The following is a 17,509-nucleotide window of genomic DNA, read 5'->3' as shown; positions in this document are numbered from 1 at the left end:
TTTCTGTGCGAGCACATTGCGTTGAGACCTAGATCCAGCTCGGCATCCAGATGCGGAGCCGCCAATCAGAGTAGGGGATGATTTCGGCCGTCCAGACCGGATAGAAGAACGCGGAAACCAAAACCACAGCGGCCAGGAAACATGCTGCGGCGATTGCTCCGCGGCGTCTGCGCGCCGGCCGGTCTGCTGCCCGTCCCAGGACGAGTCCCAGTACGTAGGTCAAGGCCAGCACGAGGAACGGCACAAAGGAGACGGCATAGAAGTAGAACATGGTCCGGTCCGGAAAAGCGAACCAGGGCAGGTAGCCGGCAGCGAGGCCGGAGAGCACCGCCCCGGCCCGCCAGTCCCGGCGTCCGAGCCAGTAGGCGAGGACAACGATCAGGCTGAGCAGCGCAGCCCACCAGATCAGCGGGTTGCCCACGGAAGTGATCGCGGAGGTGCAGGAACCGGACCCGCATGATGCCTGCTGCGGGTCCAGGCTTTCGTAGAAGAACGAGGTTGGACGGCCAAGGAAAAGCCAGGTCCAGGCGCTCGCCTCATAGGAGTGCTCAGAGGACAGGCCGTTGTGGAAGCTGTACGCACTTCGGTGGTACTCGGCGAGGGACCGCAGCGGATCGGGAACCCAGCCGAGCCCCGCGGGGGCCGGGTTGGCCTGAGCCCACTGGCGTCCATAGGCGCCGCTGGAGAGGAACCAGCCGGTCCACGCGGCGAGATACGTGGCGGCCGCGACGGGAATAACGGTCAGGAAAGCCGGAACACCGTCCTTAAGCAGTCCGGCGGGCCAGGCGCGGATTCCTGCGACCCGCCGTGCGCTGACATCCCACAGGACCGTCATGATGCCAAAAACGGCAACAAAGGCCAGGGCGGACCATTTGGTGCCTACCGCCAGGCCGAGGCAGACGGCGGCTGCGAGCCGCCAGGGACGCCACAGGACCCACGGTCCGGTTGTCAGGGCGGCGCGGTCCGGCAGGCTGCCCGGCGGACGGTGCAGCTTCCTCGCCAGCCGCCGCCGTCCGTCGTCGCGGTCCAGCAGCAGAGCACCAAAGGCGGCAACGATCCAGAATGCGAGGAAGATATCCAGCAGCGCCGTCCGGGAAAGCACCAGGTGATGTCCGTCGACGGCGAGCAGCAGTCCGGCAACTCCGCCCAGCAGAGGAGACCGGAACAGGCGCCACGCGATCAGCGCCAGAAGCAGCACGGTCAGCGTTCCGGCAGCCGCGGCGGAGAAGCGCCAGCCGAAGCTCGACCCGGGCCCGAACAGGGCCATGCCGAACGCGATCATCCATTTGCCCACCGGCGGGTGGACCACGTACTCGGCTCCCTCCAGCAGACCCCCGGGCTGCCCTGCTGCGAAGGAGTCGTTGGCGTCTTCCGGCCACGCACGTTCGTAGCCGGACGTGAGGTATGAGTAAGCGTCCTTGACGTAATAGGTTTCGTCGAAGACCAGGGATCCGGGCTCATCCAGCCGGACGAAACGAAGCAGCCCGGCAAGCAAAGCGGTGCCCAGGGCAGCGGCCCATGCCCAGGAGCGGTAGGGAAGCGCGGCTCCCAGCAGCCTGTCCCGCAGGAACTGCTCCGTAAAGGCCCGGTCCGCCGGCTGCACCCGGGGTGCGGTGGCCCGGGCCGGGGCGGGGAGCAGGGGCGGCGTCACGGGCTCAACTCTATAGCCTGTCGCGTAGGGTTGAAGGGTGAACTCCAGCAGCAGCGAAACCCAGCAGCCCATGAGTGCCGAGCGCCCGGAGCCGCGTGCGGCGGCAGGCGCCGGCCAGATTGTGCTGGCTGCCACGCCCATCGGAAACATGGGGGATGCGACGGTTCGGCTGATTGACCTGCTGCAGCATGCGGACATCATCGCGGCCGAGGACACCCGCCGGCTGCACCGCCTGGTCAGCGCCCTGAAGATCAGTACCACCGGCCGGATCATGAGCTACCACGAGCACAACGAGCAGTCGCGCACGCCTGAACTGCTGGGCCTGGTACGCGACGGCGCCACGCTGCTGATGGTAACCGACGCCGGCATGCCCTCCGTCTCCGATCCCGGATACCGGCTGGTGGAGGCTGCAGCGGCCGAAGGCATTGCCGTCACCGCAGCACCGGGACCGTCTGCGGTCCTGACGGCACTGGCGCTCTCCGGCCTGCCGACAGACAGGTTCTGCTTTGAAGGTTTCCTTCCGCGGAAGTCCGGTGAGCGCGCTGCCCGGCTCTCCGGGCTGGCCCGCGAGGACCGCACCATGGTTTTCTTCGAAGCCCCGCACCGCCTCGAACCCATGCTGCGGGCCCTGGACGCGGCGTTCGGTCCCGACCGCCCCGCAGCCGTGGCACGGGAGCTGACAAAGCTGCACGAGCAGGTGCTGCGCGGTCCGCTGCGTGAGCTCCTGGAGTGGGCTGAATCCAGCGAGGTCCGCGGGGAGATCGCCGTCGTCGTCGGCGGAGCGCCGGAATCCGAACCTGAGGCGCCCGGAGACCATGTGGGGGCAGTCAATGACCTGATTGCGCAGGGGTCCCGACTGAAGGACGCTGTTGCCACTGTTGCCTCCGACGCCCGGATCAGCAAGCGTGAGCTCTACTCCGCAGTGCTGGCGGCGCGGGGAGCCACCCCCTAGCCCTCTTCTGGCCAACTGCACAGGGTTGCCGAAATGTCCTTGTGCAGAGGTGCATTTACACTGATCGGCGGCGGGCTTTACGGTGAAGTCAGCACCGGGCAGATTGTGATCCGGAAAACCCGCATACTTTGGAGGCTCACTCATGGCTGTAACCGCTGAACGCGAGGCCGCACTGCTGGCCCAGGTTCCCACCGGCCTGCTGATTGACGGAGAGTGGCGCGAAGCCACCGGCGGAAAGACCTTCGAAGTCGAGGACCCCGCCACTGGAAAGGCGCTGCTGAGCATCGCAGATGCCAGCACCGAGGACGGCGCCGCAGCCATGGACGCCGCCGCTGCCGCGCAGGAGTCCTGGGCCGCCACTCCTCCGCGTGTTCGTGGAGAAATCCTGCGCCGCGCCTTTGAACTCGTCACCGCGCGCGCGGAGGACTTCGCACTGCTGATGACGCTCGAAATGGGCAAGCCGCTGGCCGAGGCCCGCGGCGAAGTTGCCTACGGAGCCGAGTTCCTGCGCTGGTTCTCCGAAGAAGCTGTCCGCGTTACCGGCCGCTACGGCACGGCTCCGGACGGGAAGTCCCGCATCATGGTCACCAAGAAGCCGGTTGGCCCCTGCCTGCTGATCACGCCGTGGAACTTCCCGCTGGCGATGGCCACCCGCAAGATCGCCCCTGCGGTCGCTGCCGGCTGCACCATGGTGCTCAAGCCCGCCAAACTGACGCCGCTGACCTCCCAGCTGTTCGCCGCCGTCATGATGGAAGCCGGGCTGCCCGCCGGAGTCCTCAACGTCGTCGCCACCACGAAGGCCGGCGAAGTGACCGGACCGATCATGAAGGACGACCGGCTCCGCAAGGTCTCCTTCACCGGCTCAACTGCGGTGGGCCAGGGCCTGATCCGCGATGCTGCGGACAAGGTACTGCGCACCTCCATGGAACTGGGCGGCAACGCACCGTTCGTCGTATTCGAGGATGCGGACATCGACAAGGCCGTTGACGGAGCGATGGCTGCCAAGCTGCGGAACATGGGAGAGGCCTGCACCGCAGCCAACCGGTTCATCGTGCACGAGGACGTTGCGGATGAGTTCTCCGAGAAGTTCGCAGCCAAGGTGGCCGCGATGACCACTGCGCGCGGAACCGAGGACGAGTCAAAGATCGGTCCGCTGATCGACGCGAAGTCCCGTGACAAGGTCCACTCCCTGGTGGAAGACGCGATCGACGGCGGCGCCACTGCTGTGGTGGGCGGCGCGCCCGTGGACGGACCGGGCTACTTCTACGCTCCGACCGTGCTGAAGAACGTTCCCGCCGGCGCCCGGATCCTCCAGGAGGAGATCTTTGGCCCGGTGGCTCCTGTGATCACCTTCTCGACCGAAGCGGAAGCCGTGAAGCTGGCCAACGCGTCCGAGTACGGCCTGATCGCCTACGTCTTCACTGAGGACCTGAACCGCGGCCTGCGGATCGGCGAGAAGCTGGAGACCGGCATGCTGGGCCTCAACGCCGGCGTCGTGTCCAACGCCGCCGCACCGTTCGGCGGAGTCAAGCAGTCCGGCCTGGGCCGCGAAGGCGGCGACGAAGGCATCGAGGAGTACCTGTACACGCAGTACATCGGAATCGCCGACCCCACGGCGTAGTTCCGGGCCGCATTTCGCGGCCTCCCGCAGGTCCCGCACCGGAGAAGCTTTCCGGCGCGGGACCTGCGCCGTTAAGGCCCGGAGGGCGGTTTCGCCGGCGCCCGGGGTGCCGGCTTGGGTCGCGGTGCCGGAAACAACGACGCCGGTATGAACACGGCCCTCAACCTCGCCGGAGCGGTGACAGACCCGCGCAGTGCGGCGCGAAGGGCTCCCACGTCCTGCCAGTCCGCCGCCGGCCTTCCCGCACGGGGGCTGGGGCCCGCCGACGGATTTGCGTAGGCCTCGGCTTCGTAGGCGGTGCGCAGCCTGGCCAGTGCATTCGCAGCAGGCAGCGGCAGCCCGGCCTGTGCGGCCAGGCGGTCCGCGTAGGACCGCGGGCTGTCTGCGGTCCTGGCCCGGTAGCCGAAGTCCTGCGCCAGGTCCGTGGCCTCGGCCCAAACGGGAGCAGCGCGGCCGGACGCCGCATGTTCGTTCCTGCGCAGCCCGGTCCTCCGCCGGCGCAGGGCCAACGGAGTAAGTACGGCTGCCCCGGCCACCAGCAGCCCAATTCCGACGCCTGCCCACGGCGCCGCGGCAGTCTCTCCGGGTTCGAGGGGCTGGGACCGGGCATCGGGCTCCGGAGCCGCGGAGGGCAGTGCGGGCGGGGCCGGGTTCTGCATCTGGCGCGGATCTGCGTCGGCCTGGGCTGCGGATGCGGCGTTCTGCTGCCGCTGAACGGCGTACGTGGGGACGACGCCGCGCGAGGGGGTAGGTTCGAAGCGCACCCACCCTGCGCCCTCAAAGTACAGTTCCGGCCAGGCATGCGCGTCGCGGGCGTCAACGGCATACTCATCCAGTTCCGTGCCGTCCGGACCAGGCAGCGTGTTGCCCGTCGCGCGTCCGGGGGCATAGCCAAGGCCCATCCGGCTGGGGATGCCGACCTCACGGGCCATCACCGCCATTGCGGACGCAAAGTGGATGCAGTAACCGGACCTTTGTTCCAGGAACCGGGCCAGCACACCGATCCCGTTTCCGTCGTAGCCGCCCTCTACGGGGGCCTCGAGTGAGTAGTCGAACTGCGGGCCCCGCAGGTAGGACTGCAGGGCAAGTGCCTGGGCATAGGGTCCTTCAGCGCCCGCCACGGCTTCGCGGGCCGTGTCCCGGATGATCTGCGGGAGATCGTCCGGGAGATCCGTAAATCCGGGCTCCACCGCATCGGCGGGAGCGGCCGGAAGCCGGGACAGGAGGTCACTGGTCACCATAGGCAACTCGCTGACCACTTCATACCCGGGCCGCGGCTCTGAACTGCCGCTGCCGGACAGGATGGTCATGGTGGCCGGATCCCAGTTCCAGGCGCCGTCGAGCCCGGACACGGACGAGGGAGCGTAGGGGGCCAGCAGCCACGGGCTGGCATAACTGGGAGAACTGATCAGGGTCCGCACGGTTTCCGTGGGGATGGCCGGATCCGGGGCGCCTGCCGGAACCATGTCCTCCGCCAGGGACCTGCGCGCGTCTTCGCGGGTATCCGGAGCCCAGCGGGTCCCGGAAAAGTCTTCCAGGGACGTGGAGCGGAGGTAGACCGGCCGGGTGGAGTCCGTGGCGTAGGTGATCCGCCCGGTCGCTGTTGGCTGCCGCAGGTCGTTGCCCAGGGATACAACAGGATTCAGCCCGGTGGACCCGCTGAGGAAGTTGAACCGAGCGCCCTGGGGAAAGGCGCCGGCGTTAAAGCCGGGAATGGCCAGGGAAACCAGCAGGGCCGCCACTACGGCTGCCGCACCGATTCCTGCAGCACCCGCGGCCTGGGACCCGCTGGGCCGGACGGGCATGTCCGGTGCAGCAGACCGCTCCCGGCGCTCCTGCCAGGTTCCGGCGGCCAGGATGAGGAGGTAACCTGTGGCCGCCGCAGCGAAGCCCGGAATTCCCACGCTATGGGGCTTGATGATTGCGGGCACCAGCAGAACGGTGAACAGGCCGAACCCGCTGGCTGCCGGCAACCGAAGAGTGACTGCCAGCGTGTCCACCAGGACCGCGATCAGTCCCACCGCCAGGCAGGCAACGAACACCACACCGGCGTCCGGAGTCACCGGGATCACCTGGGTGATCACCGTGGACTGCGCGCCCGCCAGCAGCATCTGCGCCCTGTCGAGGGTTGCGCCTGTGGGAACGAATCCCAGGAAGGCGGCGTCCGCGGAGAACATCACGGTGAGGATCAGGGCCAGCGCGGCCATCCCTGATACAGGTACCAGCGCAGTAGGGACCCTGAACCAGCGTGCGAGTGCCGTTCCTGCTGCCACCGCGGCCAGTGTGGTCCCCAGCGGCCACACCCAGGCGAGTCCGTCAAGCACTCCGGAAATGCTCAGTGCGCACAAGAGCACAGCCGCTGCGGAAACCGCCCCCGCCGCCCATTGGGCATCTCCCGTCCGGTGCCTGCGGGTGCGCCGCTTCGTCTGCCGCGGATCCGGCGGGGCAAGCGTGGCCGTCATGGCCTCAGCCCCGGCGGGGCGAGTGCTGCGGCACGCTCCGCGGCTCCGGACCAGGCCGCGGCCACCGGCTGGGACGGCACCACGGCTTCGGCAGTCCAGCCGGCTGCCCGCAGGAGCCTCAGCTGCGCTGCGGAGGCGGCAGGCCGCTCGGTAACCACCAGGGCGAGTGCGGAGGGAACCGCGTCTGCCGCCGGAGCGAGCCTGCGGGCATCTTCCTCACTGAGTGCGCCGGTGATGACCACGAGCGGTCCCCGGGAACGGGCGTCCAGCAGCGCTTCCAGCAGGGCATCGCCGAACGGCTGCTGCGGTCCCGGCTGCACGCTCCGCTCGGAACGCGGCCGGGTACCGGCCGAAGCCCGGCCGCCGGACCTTCGGAGGATGTGCCGTGCCCGGGCGCCGGGCAGGGGCCGCGAACCGGATGCCGCTGCAGCCTCCTCCAGTCCCAGGGCTGCCAGTCCTTCGCCCAGGTCGGCGGCAGCCGCTGCGCCGCTGAAGCTGTCCGCGTCCGGATCGGGGCTGGAGGGCGAGCGCTGCAGCCCCGGGCGGGCCTGGGTGTCCAGGAGCCGGAGCGCGAACCCGCGCTCCAACAGGTCCGAGCCGATGGACATGACGGCAGACACCGCCCATTCGAATGATTCCGAACTTGCCGGAGCGGCGTCGTCGGCACCTTCGGCCCAGAACGGTGACAGGAATCCCTGGTCATAGCTGGATTCGCGCTGGTCAAGCACAAGGGTCGCGCGGGGCGTTGCCACAGTTTCTTCCTGGCGGACCATTAGCTCGCCGCGGCGGGCGGTGGCAGACCAGTGCACGCGGCGCATCGGATCTCCGTGCCGGTACTCGCGCGTGGTCACATCGTCCTGGCTGGGCACTCCCTGCACTCTCGTGGACACTGATCCGTCACTTCCCCTCAGTCCGTCCAGCACCACGGCGGGAAGTTCCACCGGAACGGGTTTCACCACAAGGTTGTCCGTGTCGCCAATGGTGTGCCGCGCCAATGCGAGCCCGAAGGGATCCAGGAAGCCTGCGCTGACCGGGCCGATCCGGTACAAGCCCCGCCGGGAGGAGGTAAGCCGGTACTCGTAGCGGCTTGCCTGGCCGTCGCCGCTCCGCGCTGCCGGGAAACTGAACTCGGGGCTGGTGCCGAAACGGGACGGCAGCTCCTCCGTCATGCGGGCAGTCCCGCCGAAGGGCGCTACCGGCTGCACCGCGAGCCCGACGCTCACCGGCGTGCCGGTCTCTGCGCTCGGGGGCCGAAAGGTGCGCTGCACGCTGAAGTGCGGCTTCAGCAGCCGCAGGGCCAGTGCGGAGGCCAGCGGCACGAGGACGAGGAACACTCCCAGCAGGAGCAGGTCCCGCCGCCCCAGGACCTGCGCGCCGAGCAGCGAGACGACGCCGGCGGCAACCAGTCCCCAGCCGCGGCCGGTGAGCACAGGCCTGCTCGCCGCGAGCTGCGCGGGATTCTTCATCGGCTACGGCCGAACCGTTCCAGGCCGGGCTCCCGGAGGCCGCGGGACAGGCACCTTGGAAAGAACGGCCGCCAGCAGCGAGGCGGGGCTCTCGCCGGCGCCCAGCGCCTGCCGCTCAAGGATAAGGCGGTGCGGCAGGACGGATCCCGCCAGGCGTGCGACATCGTCCGGCAGGACAAAGTCCCGGCCCTCCAGCGCCGCCCGGGCCTTGGACGCGCGAAGCAGCTGCAGCAGCGCACGCGGGCTGGCTCCCAGCCGGATGTACGGGTGCTCCCGGGTGGCGGCTCCAATGGCAACTGTGTACTCCTTGACCGCTGCCGAAACGTAGACTTCGCGCACCTTCGCAGTCATGGCGGCGATGTCCCGCACGGAGGCCACCGGAACGATTGATTCCAGGGGAGAGACGGACTGATGGGTCTCAAGCATTTCGATCTCCGAAGCAGTGTCCGGGTAGCCCAGGGAAATGCGTGCCATGAACCTGTCCCGCTGGGCCTCCGGAAGCGCGTAGGTGCCTTCCATCTCCAGGGGATTCTGGGTGGCAACGACCATAAAGGGTTCGGCGAGCCGGTAGGTGCCGCCGTCGACCGTGACCTGCCGCTCCTCCATGCACTCCAGGAGTGCGGACTGGGTCTTGGCCGAGGCGCGGTTGATCTCATCGCCGATCACGATGTTGGCAAAGACCGGGCCCTGCCTGAATTCGAAGCGGTGGGCGTCCTGGTTGTAGATCGACACCCCTGTCACATCCGAGGGGAGCAGGTCCGGAGTGAACTGGATACGCGTTACCGAGCAGTCCACGGCCCGTGCGAGGGTCTTCGCCAGCATTGTTTTCCCGACACCCGGTACGTCCTCAAGCAGTACATGCCCCTCCGCCAGGAGGACCGTCAGCACCAGGCGGGCCGCCTCGTCCTTGCCGTCGATCACCGTGTTGATGGCGTCCAGGATGCGGGTGCTGGCTGCGAGGAACGAGTTCGTTTCATCGGCCGCGCTCCCGGCGAACGGCGCCCCGGCGCCCGGCGCATCGAATCCTGCGGTGGCAGCAGATGTGTTGCGGGTGTCCATGGATACCTTCCAGGGCTCGGCTCGTGGGCCGGGGGAAGAGCTCAGCCCCGGCCGGAGGTTGAGCGCCCCGGCGACTGCCCGCCCGGCTGCGGGCCACAGAGGCCCCGCCGCAGCCGTTCCCGGCAGCCGCCGGGGCACTTAGTACGTACAGGGTACAAGCTCACTTAGGCTTAAAGACATGACTATCGACGGCGCTTACGTCCCGGGTGAAATACCGCAGACCTACCTTGTCCGCGGACACAGCCAGCGGGCGGAAGGCCGCAGTGCGGAAAAGGCCTTCGCGCCCGCGCCGGAGCCGCTGCCTGTCCCGGTTATGGATAACCACACCCACCTGGATTTCGGCGTCCCGGGCGCCGGGGACGCCGCAGCAGCGCTCGACGCCGCTGCGGCTGCCGGTGTCCAGGGCGCTGTCCAGGTGGGAACGGACCTCGAATCATCCCGGGAAGCTGTGCGGCTTGCCGAACAGGATCCGCGGCTGCTGGCCGCTGTTGCCCTCCATCCCAACGATGCGCCTGGGCTCGCCCTGGCCGGAACGCTGGACGAGGCGCTTGAGGAGATCGGGGCGCTCGCCGCTCATCCCCGGGTGAGGGCCGTGGGAGAGACCGGGCTGGATTACTTCCGCACCGGGCCGGAAGGATTGGGCGCCCAGCAGTATTCATTCCGCCGTCACATCGACATTGCGCGGCAGGCGGGGCTTGCGGTGCAGATTCATGACCGCGACGCACATGAGGACGTTGTGCGCATTCTCGGGGAGGAACAGCTCCCGCCGGCCGTCGTCTTCCACTGCTTCTCGGGCGCCGCTGACCTGGCCCGAATCTGTAACGAACACGGTTGGTACATGTCCTTCGCCGGAACCGTGACTTTCCGCAACGCCGAAGGGATCCGGGACGCCCTGGCAATTGCGGATCCGGCTCTGGTGCTGGTCGAAACAGATGCTCCTTTCCTCACCCCGCACCCCTTCCGCGGTCGGAACAACGCGAGCTACATGATTCCGTACACCGTCCGGGCCATGGCCGAAATCCGGGGTGCGGACCTGGGGGATTTCTGCTCCGCACTAGCCGCGAACACAACCGCGGTTTACGGATCCTGGGACTAGGCGTCAATCCTCCGGCCCGAAACCGGAGTTTGCCCGCAGGTCACGGTTCGGTTACGGTAGGGACCTATTAGCCGGGGTCGGGGAAGGCTTCCGGACTGATAACTACCGCCTTAGAGAACCATGCCCTGCCTCGGCAGCCGGTATACCCACGACGGCGTTGGTCCCTGCCTGCGCGCGCCGGCACTCCGTGAGACCCGGAGCCCTGCCCGGCGTGCGCCCAAGTCCCCGTGCCCGGAAGCTCAAAAAGTTTGGAATTCCGTGGCAACTTCAATCGTGAGGCGCGGGCTGAAGCTCGGAGGCCAGGCCGCTGTCATGGTGGCCCTCATCCTGGGTCTCGTGGCCTTCGTCGGCACCAACAAGTCCGTCGTCCTGAGCGTGGACGGGGAAACCAGCGACATTATGACCTTCGGCGGCACCGTTGAAGATGTCCTCGCAAAGGCCGACGTGCAGCTTGCAGCAGCAGACCGCGTGGTACCCGGCCCGGCCACCGAGGTCCAGGACGGCACCACGATTGAAGTGACCACGGCCAAGACCGTGAACGTCAACGTTGACGGGACCGGGCACACCGTTCAGACCACCGGCTCCACGGTGGCAGACCTGGTTTCCGAGCTGCGGGTGTCCGCGGGATCTTCGGTGTCCGCCTCGCTGGACGCCTCCCTGGTCTCCGTTCGCGGACTTTCAATCTCCACTCCCAAGACCGTCACCCTGCTGGCAGACGGCAAGACCTCACAGCTGGAGACCACCGCGTCAAGCGTCGAGGAACTCCTGGCTGAAGCCGGAGTGAGCCTTGGAGCGTCGGACCGGATTTCAGTTCCGGCCCGGGCGGCAATCGCTGACGGCATGACTCTGAAGGTGACCCGGGTGGCCGCAGACACCCAGGTCACCGTGACCGAGCCGGTGCCGTTCGAAACCCGCACGGTGGATGACGCGGAGCTCTTCGAGGGCGAAAAGGAGATCACCGAGCCTGGAGTGGCCGGCGAGCGCACCCGGATCTTCAGCACCGTGGTGGTGGACGGCCGCGAGGTCAGCCGTGTCCTGGCCAGCGAAAGCGTCACGCGTGAACCGGTTGCCGAGACGGTCGCCGTGGGCACCAAGAAGCGCCCCGCAGCAGCCGCTCCGGCCGGTGCCGCATCCGGTTCGGCCCCCGCTGGGGGTGCGTGGGCGGCACTGGCCCAGTGCGAGTCCGGCGGCAACTGGCACATCAATACCGGCAACGGCTACTACGGCGGCCTGCAGTTCAGCACCCAGAGCTGGCTTGGTGCCGGCGGCGGCGCCTATGCCCCGGTGGCGAGCGACGCTACTCCCGAGCAGCAGATCGCCGTCGCTGAAAATCTGCGCGCCAACGGCGGATGGGGCCACTGGCCCTCCTGCGCCAGCAAGCTGGGGCTGCTCTAGGCCTCTCTGGCAGAGACGGAAGAAGCCGGTCCCCTGGGCCGGCTTTTTCCGTCTCGCGGCTCAGGTTCGTTTCCGCGGGGCCGGCTCCTCTTCCCGGTGCAGCCCGGCCGACAGCTCCCTGACGTGTCCGGAACGGTCCGGTGCACCGGCCCGGCGGAACAGCGACTCGCTGTCCTGGAGCCGGTCCGCGGCGGCCCGGGGGTGTCCCAGCGAAGCCAGGCTCAGCCCGAGCAGGAGCGCAACCTCCGCAGCGGTCTGGGGAGAGAGGCAGCTGCGCCCGTCCCAGGCTTCGGTGAGCAGCTCCACCGCTTCCGCATAGTTGCCGCTGAGGTGCTGCCAGCGTCCACGGGCATGCAGCAGCTCCCGTGCCTCACCCGGAGAGGGTCCTACGACGGCGAGCGCGGTCTCCGCCTGCCGGATGCAGGCCAGCGTCTGGTCATCATGCAGGCCCGAGGCCAGGCGCATATTTGCCGATGCCTTGTTGAACGAAGCCCACACTCCCACATCCAGCGCGCGGCTCAGCAGCCCGGCCGCACGCTGGTGCAGTGCCACCCCGGCCACCGTGTCGCCGCGGCGGAACCCCACATTTCCGGCGGCCCAGAATCCCTTGCCCGCCAGCAGCGCGTCCGGCACCGACTCAGCCAACGGACGCAGGAATACCTGGCAGTACTCCCATGCCTCATCCAGCTGGCCGCTTCCGTCAAGGCGGCAGCCAGGCACAGGTATGCGGCCAGGCACACCTCCGTACCCGCAGCACCGTCCCGGGCGGAAGCCACGGCTTCCCGGCCGTGGCGGACGGCTTCGGGCAGCCTGCCGGCACCCTGGCAGGCACGTGCGAGCAGTTCCTGGGCCCGGGAACGCAGTTCGGGCCGGCACCGGGCCACCGGATGCCGGGCCAGCGCGGAAGCCTGCCGGATGCAGAACGGGTAGTGGGCCAACCGGAGCCGTGCGTTGCCGGCCAGCAGGGACAGCTCCCACCACCCCTCGTTATCGTTCTCGGCTCGAGCAGCTGCGGCAGCCGCCACCGCCGTTTCGAGGCTGGTGAAGTAACTGCGTTCATCCCACGCCTGAGCCGCGGCCAGGGCCAGGAACACTGCACTGTCCTCACCGCCCGGCCGCGCCGGGCGGTGAGCCGCCGCCGCCAGCCGTTCGGCCAGATGCCCAAGTACATCCCGGGAAGGTTCCCGGCGTCCGGCTTCAAGCAGCGCGATTTCCCGCTCGCGGAGGGCGGGCGCGCCCAGGTCCCTGCGGCTGAGGAGGCTGTCCTGCCTGGCCGTTCGGAGCTTCTTGCCAAAGGTTTCACCCATAACCGTTACCGCCGTTCTTCCGGTGCGCCAGACTGGGACCAGCTGCGGTGCAGGACGCTACAGTCCGGCAGGCGGCAGCGGCAGAGCGATACCCAAAGCGCGGAAGGAAACCCATGAGTCTTCTCCAGCGGACGATTCGGCCCGGCCTCACCTGTCCGGTGGGGGACTGGCCTGACTAGCAGCTTTGCCTGCCGGCTCAGGAACCGGGCCTGCCGGGCGCTAGTATGAGGCAGTGACTGAATCTGTTTCCGCGCCTGTTCCACGGCCCAAACCGCTCCTTGGCGCCTCCGATATCCGGGCGCTGGCAGAGGAACTGGGCGTACGTCCCACCAAGACCCTAGGCCAGAACTTCGTCATCGACGGAAATACGATCCGGCGGATCGTCAGCGCTGCCTCGGTGGACCCCGGGGAGACCGTCCTGGAGGTGGGGCCCGGCCTCGGTTCGCTCACCCTGGGGCTGCTCGACGCTGCCAGGGAAGTAGTGGCAGTGGAGATCGACCCGGTCCTGGCCGCACGCCTGCCGCAGACCGTGCAGGCGTGGCGTCCGGAACAGTCGGAGAACCTGCACGTAGTCCTCGCGGACGCCATGCGCGTCACCGAGCTGCCGGCCCAGCCCACCGCCCTGGTGGCGAACCTGCCGTACAACGTTGCCGTTCCCGTGGTGCTGCACCTGCTTGAAACGTTCCCCAGCCTGCGCCACGGCCTGGTCATGGTTCAGGACGAGGTGGCTGACCGGCTCGCCGCGCGCCCCGGGTCCAAGACCTACGGTGTTCCGTCCGTCAAGGCAGCCTGGTACGGCACCATGCGCAAGGCCGGCGTGATCGGCATGAATGTGTTCTGGCCGGCTCCGAAGATCGCTTCGGGCCTGGTCGGCTTCGAGCGCCACGAGCCGCCGGCCACCACGGCCACCCGCGAGGAAGTCTTCGCGGTTATCGATGCCGCGTTCGCGCAGCGCCGCAAGACCCTTCGAGCGGCCCTCGCCGGATGGGCCGGCAGCCCCGCCGCTGCCGAAACCGCCCTCCGCGCCGCCGGAGTGGATCCCAGCGCCCGCGGGGAAGTGCTGGACATCGGCGCGTACACCCGGATCGCCGAGGCGAAGACCGCATCGTGAGCATTTCCGGCCCGCCCCCGGCATCCGTGACGGTCAGTGCCCCGGGGAAGATCAACGTTTCCCTGCAGGTAGGTCCGCTGCGCCCGGACGGCTACCACTCCGTGGCGAGTGTCTACCTGGCCCTGAGCCTTCGCGAGGACGTAACGGCCGCGGCCGCCCCGCAGCCGGGCATCACCGTGTCCGTGACGGGCGGCGGCCCGCTGCAGATTCCCGTGGCCGGCATTCCCCTGGGACCGGACAACCTGGTGGCCCGTGCCGCTGCGGCCCTGGCCGAACACGCCGGAATTCCGGATCCGGGCGTAAACCTCATCATCACTAAACGCGTTCCGGTGGCCGGCGGCATGGGCGGCGGCTCGGCCGACGCTGCGGCCGCACTGCTGGCCTGCAACCTGCTCTGGAAAACCGGGCTGGACGCCGCCGAGCTCAGCTCACTGGCGGCCCGCCTCGGTGCGGACGTGCCCTTCGCGCTGGAAGGCGGCGCCGCCGTCGGGCTCGGGGTAGGGGACCTGCTGACCGAAGCGCCCGCGCAGGCCCCGCTGCACTGGGTCCTGGTGGCCTCCTCCGGGGCAGGACTGTCCACGCCCGCGGTCTACGGCCGGCTGGACGCCCTGCGTGCCGAGGCGGAAGCCGCCGGCGCTTCGCCGGCGCCCGAACCGGAAGCCGCCGACCCCCGGTTGCTCGAGGCGCTGCGCACCGGGAACGCTGCGGCACTGGCGGACGTTATCTCCAATGACCTCCAGCCCGCGGCCCTGTTGCTCTCCCCGGAGCTGGTGCCTGTCCTGGACAGGGGACGCGCCCTCGGTGCTTTGGCCGGAATCGTTTCCGGATCCGGTCCCACCCTCGCCTTCCTGGCCGCGGACGCCGTGTCCGCCGCCCGTCTCGAAGCCGCCCTGCGGTCCGAGGGGCACAATGCTCTGGCCGTCCACGGCCCTGTTGCCGGGGCGCAGCCCACAGCCAGCAAAACCTGAACCACCGACGAAAGTAGCTCCGATTGGCACACCTGCTTGGCGCTGAGAACCTCAGCATTGCCTTTGGCACCCGCACTATCCTCGATTCCGTTTCCCTCGGGCTCGATGAGGGGGACCGGATTGGCATGGTGGGCCGCAACGGCGACGGCAAGTCCACGCTGATGCGGCTGCTGGCCGAACGCCAGAGCGCGGACAGCGGCCGGGTAACCCGCCGCCGCGATGTCACGGTGGGGTACCTGGACCAGTCGGACGTGCTCGACGGGGACCTCACCGTGGGGCAGGCGATCGTGGGTGACGCGGCCGACTACGAGTGGGCCTCGGACCCGAAGATCCGTGACGTGATGAGCGGCCTGGTGCAGGAAGTTGACTGGAACGCCCAGGTCTCCTCGCTCTCCGGCGGCCAGCGCCGCCGCGTGGCCCTGGCCAAGCTGCTGATGGGCGACGACGACGTCATCATGCTTGACGAGCCCACCAACCACCTCGACGTCGAAGGCGTGGCCTGGCTTGCCCGGCACCTGAAGCAGCGCTGGCGGGCCTCCGACGGCGCCCTGCTGGTGGTCACCCACGACCGCTGGTTCCTGGACGAGGTGTGCACCCGGACCTGGGAGGTGCACGACGCCGTCGTTGAGCCCTTTGACGGCGGGTATGCAGCCTACGTGCTGGCCCGTGCCGAGCGGGACCGGATGGCCGCCGTCGTTGAGGGCAAGCGGCAGCAGCTGATCAAGAAGGAACTGGCGTGGCTGCGCCGCGGCGCCCCCGCGCGGACGTCCAAACCGAAATTCCGCATCGAGGCCGCCAATACCCTGATTGCCGACGTGCCCGAACCCCGTGACACCCTCTCGCTGAACAAGATGGCGACGGCGCGGCTGGGCAAGGACGTCCTGGACCTGGAGAACGTCTCCCTTGACCTGGGGGACACCCAGCTCTTCCGGAACATCACCCTGCGGCTTGCCCCCGGGCAGCGGCTGGGCATAGTGGGCGTGAACGGCGCAGGCAAGACCACGCTGCTGCGGCTTCTCAACGGGACCGTCGAGCCGACGTCGGGCCGGCTGAAGCGCGGCAAGACCGTGCAGACTGCCGTGCTGACCCAGGAAGTGCGGGAACTGGACGATGTGGCGGACCTGCGGGTCATTGAGGTGATTGAACAGGAGAAGCGCGTCTTCAACGTGGGCGGGCGTGAACTCTCCGCCGGACAGCTGGTGGAGCAGCTGGGCTTCAGCTCCCAGCGGCAGTGGACCCCGGTCCGTGAGCTCTCCGGCGGCGAGCGCAGGCGGCTGCAGCTGCTGCGCCTGCTGGTGGGGGAGCCGAACGTGCTGATGCTGGACGAACCGACCAACGACCTCGATACGGACACGCTGGCCGCCGTGGAAGACGTGCTGGACGGCTGGCCGGGCACGCTGGTGGTCGTCTCGCACGACCGTTACCTGCTCGAACGCGTCACGGACACCCAGATGGCGCTGCTCGGCGACGGCAAGCTGCGGGACCTGCCCGGCGGCGTCGACCAGTACCTTGAGCTGCGGGAAGCCGCGCTGGCTTCCGGTGCCGGCGGGGGCAGCTCCTCACAGGCCAGCCGGGCCGCGCAGGCAGGTGCCTCCCGCCCCGACGCCGCACCGGGCGCCGTCGCCACGGCGGTTGCCGGGTCCGGCCATTCGGAGGCGGACAAGCGCAGCGCCCGCAAGGACCTCACCCGCATCGAGCGGCAGCTGACGAAGCTCGCCGGGCAGTCGGAGAAGATCCACGAGCAGATGAACAAGGAGACCGCCGGCGGCAGCCCGGACTTCGAGGTACTCGCGGACCTGAACGCGAAGCTGCAGGCCGTCGCCGCCGAGCAGGAAGAACTTGAGATGCAGTGGCTCGAAGCCTCGGAGATCCTCGAGTAATCCCGCCGAGATGACAGAAACTGCACGTATCAGCGCTGGTACGTGCAGTTTCTGTGATTTCGATGGCAGGGAGCCGGGGAACTAGCTGTCGACGCCGGCGGCCTGGCTTTCGGCGGCCAGCAGCTCCGGGAGCACGTGGTCGCGCAGCAGCGGCGAAATGTCGGTGCGTGCCAACGCTTCGGCCGGGGTGAGCCACAGCATCTCCTCGATCTCAGCGGCGGCCCGGGGAACGACGGCGCCGCCCGCCCCGCGGGGGCCCGCAAGGCTGAGGGCGAACAGTCCTGCGTCGATGAAGGTGTTGGCCTCATTGGCGGCAGGCCCGTACCAGTGGCCGATGTCCGTGAGTTCTCCCGGAGCCACGGCGAGTCCAAGCTCCTCGTTGACCTCGCGGGCAGCCGCGCCGCGGAAGTCCTCGCCGGCCTCCAGCTTGCCGCCGGGCTGCATGAACTTTCGCGTGCCGCGCTTGCGGACCAGCAGGATGCGCCCGTCCGAGTCCCGGACCAGGACTGCGGAGAGTGTCAGCACCAGCGGCGCTCCGCCG

General features: G+C 68.7%; 12 protein-coding genes and 1 pseudogene. 7 read left to right on the top strand and 6 right to left on the bottom strand.

Annotated elements, in window-relative coordinates:
• Window positions 1-28: 28 nt before the first annotated feature.
• On the bottom strand, window positions 29-1,723 hold the full coding sequence (locus ITX31_RS02805; protein WP_194781957.1) for a phospholipid carrier-dependent glycosyltransferase: 1,695 nt from the start codon (window positions 1,721-1,723) through the stop codon (window positions 29-31).
• On the opposite strand from ITX31_RS02805, the gene rsmI reads away from it, so the two are divergent.
• Together rsmI and ITX31_RS02795 are read left to right on the top strand one after the other, a co-directional pair.
• A complete protein-coding gene (gene rsmI, locus ITX31_RS02800) occupies window positions 1,722-2,603 on the top strand; it encodes a 16S rRNA (cytidine(1402)-2'-O)-methyltransferase (protein WP_194782361.1) in 882 nt (293 codons plus the stop codon). The genes ITX31_RS02805 and rsmI overlap by 2 nt on opposite strands.
• A gap of 142 nt (window positions 2,604-2,745) precedes the next feature.
• Window positions 2,746-4,224, top strand: a complete 1,479-nt coding sequence (locus ITX31_RS02795) for an NAD-dependent succinate-semialdehyde dehydrogenase (RefSeq protein WP_194781956.1) — start codon at window positions 2,746-2,748, stop codon at window positions 4,222-4,224.
• Window positions 4,225-4,295: 71 nt separating this feature from the next.
• On the opposite strand, the gene ITX31_RS02790 is transcribed toward ITX31_RS02795, so the two are convergent.
• From ITX31_RS02790 to ITX31_RS02780, 3 genes are read right to left on the bottom strand one after another with little or no spacing between them, the layout of a single operon-like run.
• Window positions 4,296-6,686, bottom strand: coding sequence for a transglutaminaseTgpA domain-containing protein (locus tag ITX31_RS02790; RefSeq protein ID WP_194781955.1), 2,391 nt, complete (start codon window positions 6,684-6,686; stop codon window positions 4,296-4,298).
• Window positions 6,683-8,152: a DUF58 domain-containing protein gene (locus ITX31_RS02785; RefSeq protein ID WP_194781954.1), complete on the bottom strand. Its 1,470-nt coding sequence runs from the start codon at window positions 8,150-8,152 to the stop codon at window positions 6,683-6,685. The genes ITX31_RS02790 and ITX31_RS02785 overlap by 4 nt, the downstream gene beginning before the upstream one ends.
• A gap of 3 nt (window positions 8,153-8,155) precedes the next feature.
• Window positions 8,156-9,211, bottom strand: a complete 1,056-nt coding sequence (locus tag ITX31_RS02780) for an AAA family ATPase (RefSeq protein ID WP_194781953.1) — start codon at window positions 9,209-9,211, stop codon at window positions 8,156-8,158.
• Window positions 9,212-9,389: 178 nt separating this feature from the next.
• Here ITX31_RS02780 and ITX31_RS02775 point away from each other — a divergent pair, with 178 nt between their 5' ends.
• Both ITX31_RS02775 and ITX31_RS02770 read left to right on the top strand, forming a co-directional pair.
• The gene (locus ITX31_RS02775; protein ID WP_194781952.1) at window positions 9,390-10,307 is read left to right on the top strand and encodes a TatD family hydrolase; all 918 of its coding nucleotides are present in this window, start codon (window positions 9,390-9,392) and stop codon (window positions 10,305-10,307) included.
• 258 nt (window positions 10,308-10,565) lie between these two features.
• Window positions 10,566-11,702, top strand: coding sequence for a ubiquitin-like domain-containing protein (locus ITX31_RS02770; RefSeq protein ID WP_323745558.1), 1,137 nt, complete (start codon window positions 10,566-10,568; stop codon window positions 11,700-11,702).
• Between the two features lie 60 nt (window positions 11,703-11,762).
• Here the strand turns inward: ITX31_RS02770 and ITX31_RS02765 are convergent, their stop codons facing one another.
• Window positions 11,763-12,440: a hypothetical protein gene (locus ITX31_RS02765; protein ID WP_194781951.1), complete on the bottom strand. Its 678-nt coding sequence runs from the start codon at window positions 12,438-12,440 to the stop codon at window positions 11,763-11,765.
• Between the two features lie 801 nt (window positions 12,441-13,241).
• Between ITX31_RS02765 and rsmA the strand changes: the two genes are divergently transcribed.
• Genes rsmA through ITX31_RS02750 form a run of 3 tightly spaced genes read left to right on the top strand, consistent with a single transcriptional unit; the run spans window position 13,242 to window position 16,968 of the window.
• Window positions 13,242-14,120 (top strand): 16S rRNA (adenine(1518)-N(6)/adenine(1519)-N(6))-dimethyltransferase RsmA, encoded by an 879-nt coding sequence (rsmA, locus tag ITX31_RS02760; RefSeq protein WP_194781950.1) that lies wholly within the window; start codon window positions 13,242-13,244, stop codon window positions 14,118-14,120.
• The gene (locus ITX31_RS02755; RefSeq protein ID WP_323745557.1) at window positions 14,117-15,088 is read left to right on the top strand and encodes a 4-(cytidine 5'-diphospho)-2-C-methyl-D-erythritol kinase; all 972 of its coding nucleotides are present in this window, start codon (window positions 14,117-14,119) and stop codon (window positions 15,086-15,088) included. The genes rsmA and ITX31_RS02755 overlap by 4 nt, the downstream gene beginning before the upstream one ends.
• A 23-nt stretch (window positions 15,089-15,111) precedes the next feature.
• On the top strand, window positions 15,112-16,968 hold the full coding sequence (locus tag ITX31_RS02750) for an ABC-F family ATP-binding cassette domain-containing protein (RefSeq protein WP_194781949.1): 1,857 nt from the start codon (window positions 15,112-15,114) through the stop codon (window positions 16,966-16,968).
• An 81-nt stretch (window positions 16,969-17,049) separates the two neighbouring features.
• Here ITX31_RS02750 and ITX31_RS16135 read toward each other — a convergent pair.
• Window positions 17,050-17,466: pseudogene (locus ITX31_RS16135) on the bottom strand (NUDIX hydrolase); the annotation flags it as partial.
• Window positions 17,467-17,509 lie beyond the last annotated feature (43 nt).

The sequence above is a fragment of the Arthrobacter gandavensis genome (genome assembly GCF_015355785.1).
GTDB classification, from domain to species: domain Bacteria; phylum Actinomycetota; class Actinomycetes; order Actinomycetales; family Micrococcaceae; genus Arthrobacter_B; species Arthrobacter_B gandavensis_A.
This window is presented reverse-complemented; position numbering and strand designations above follow the sequence as displayed.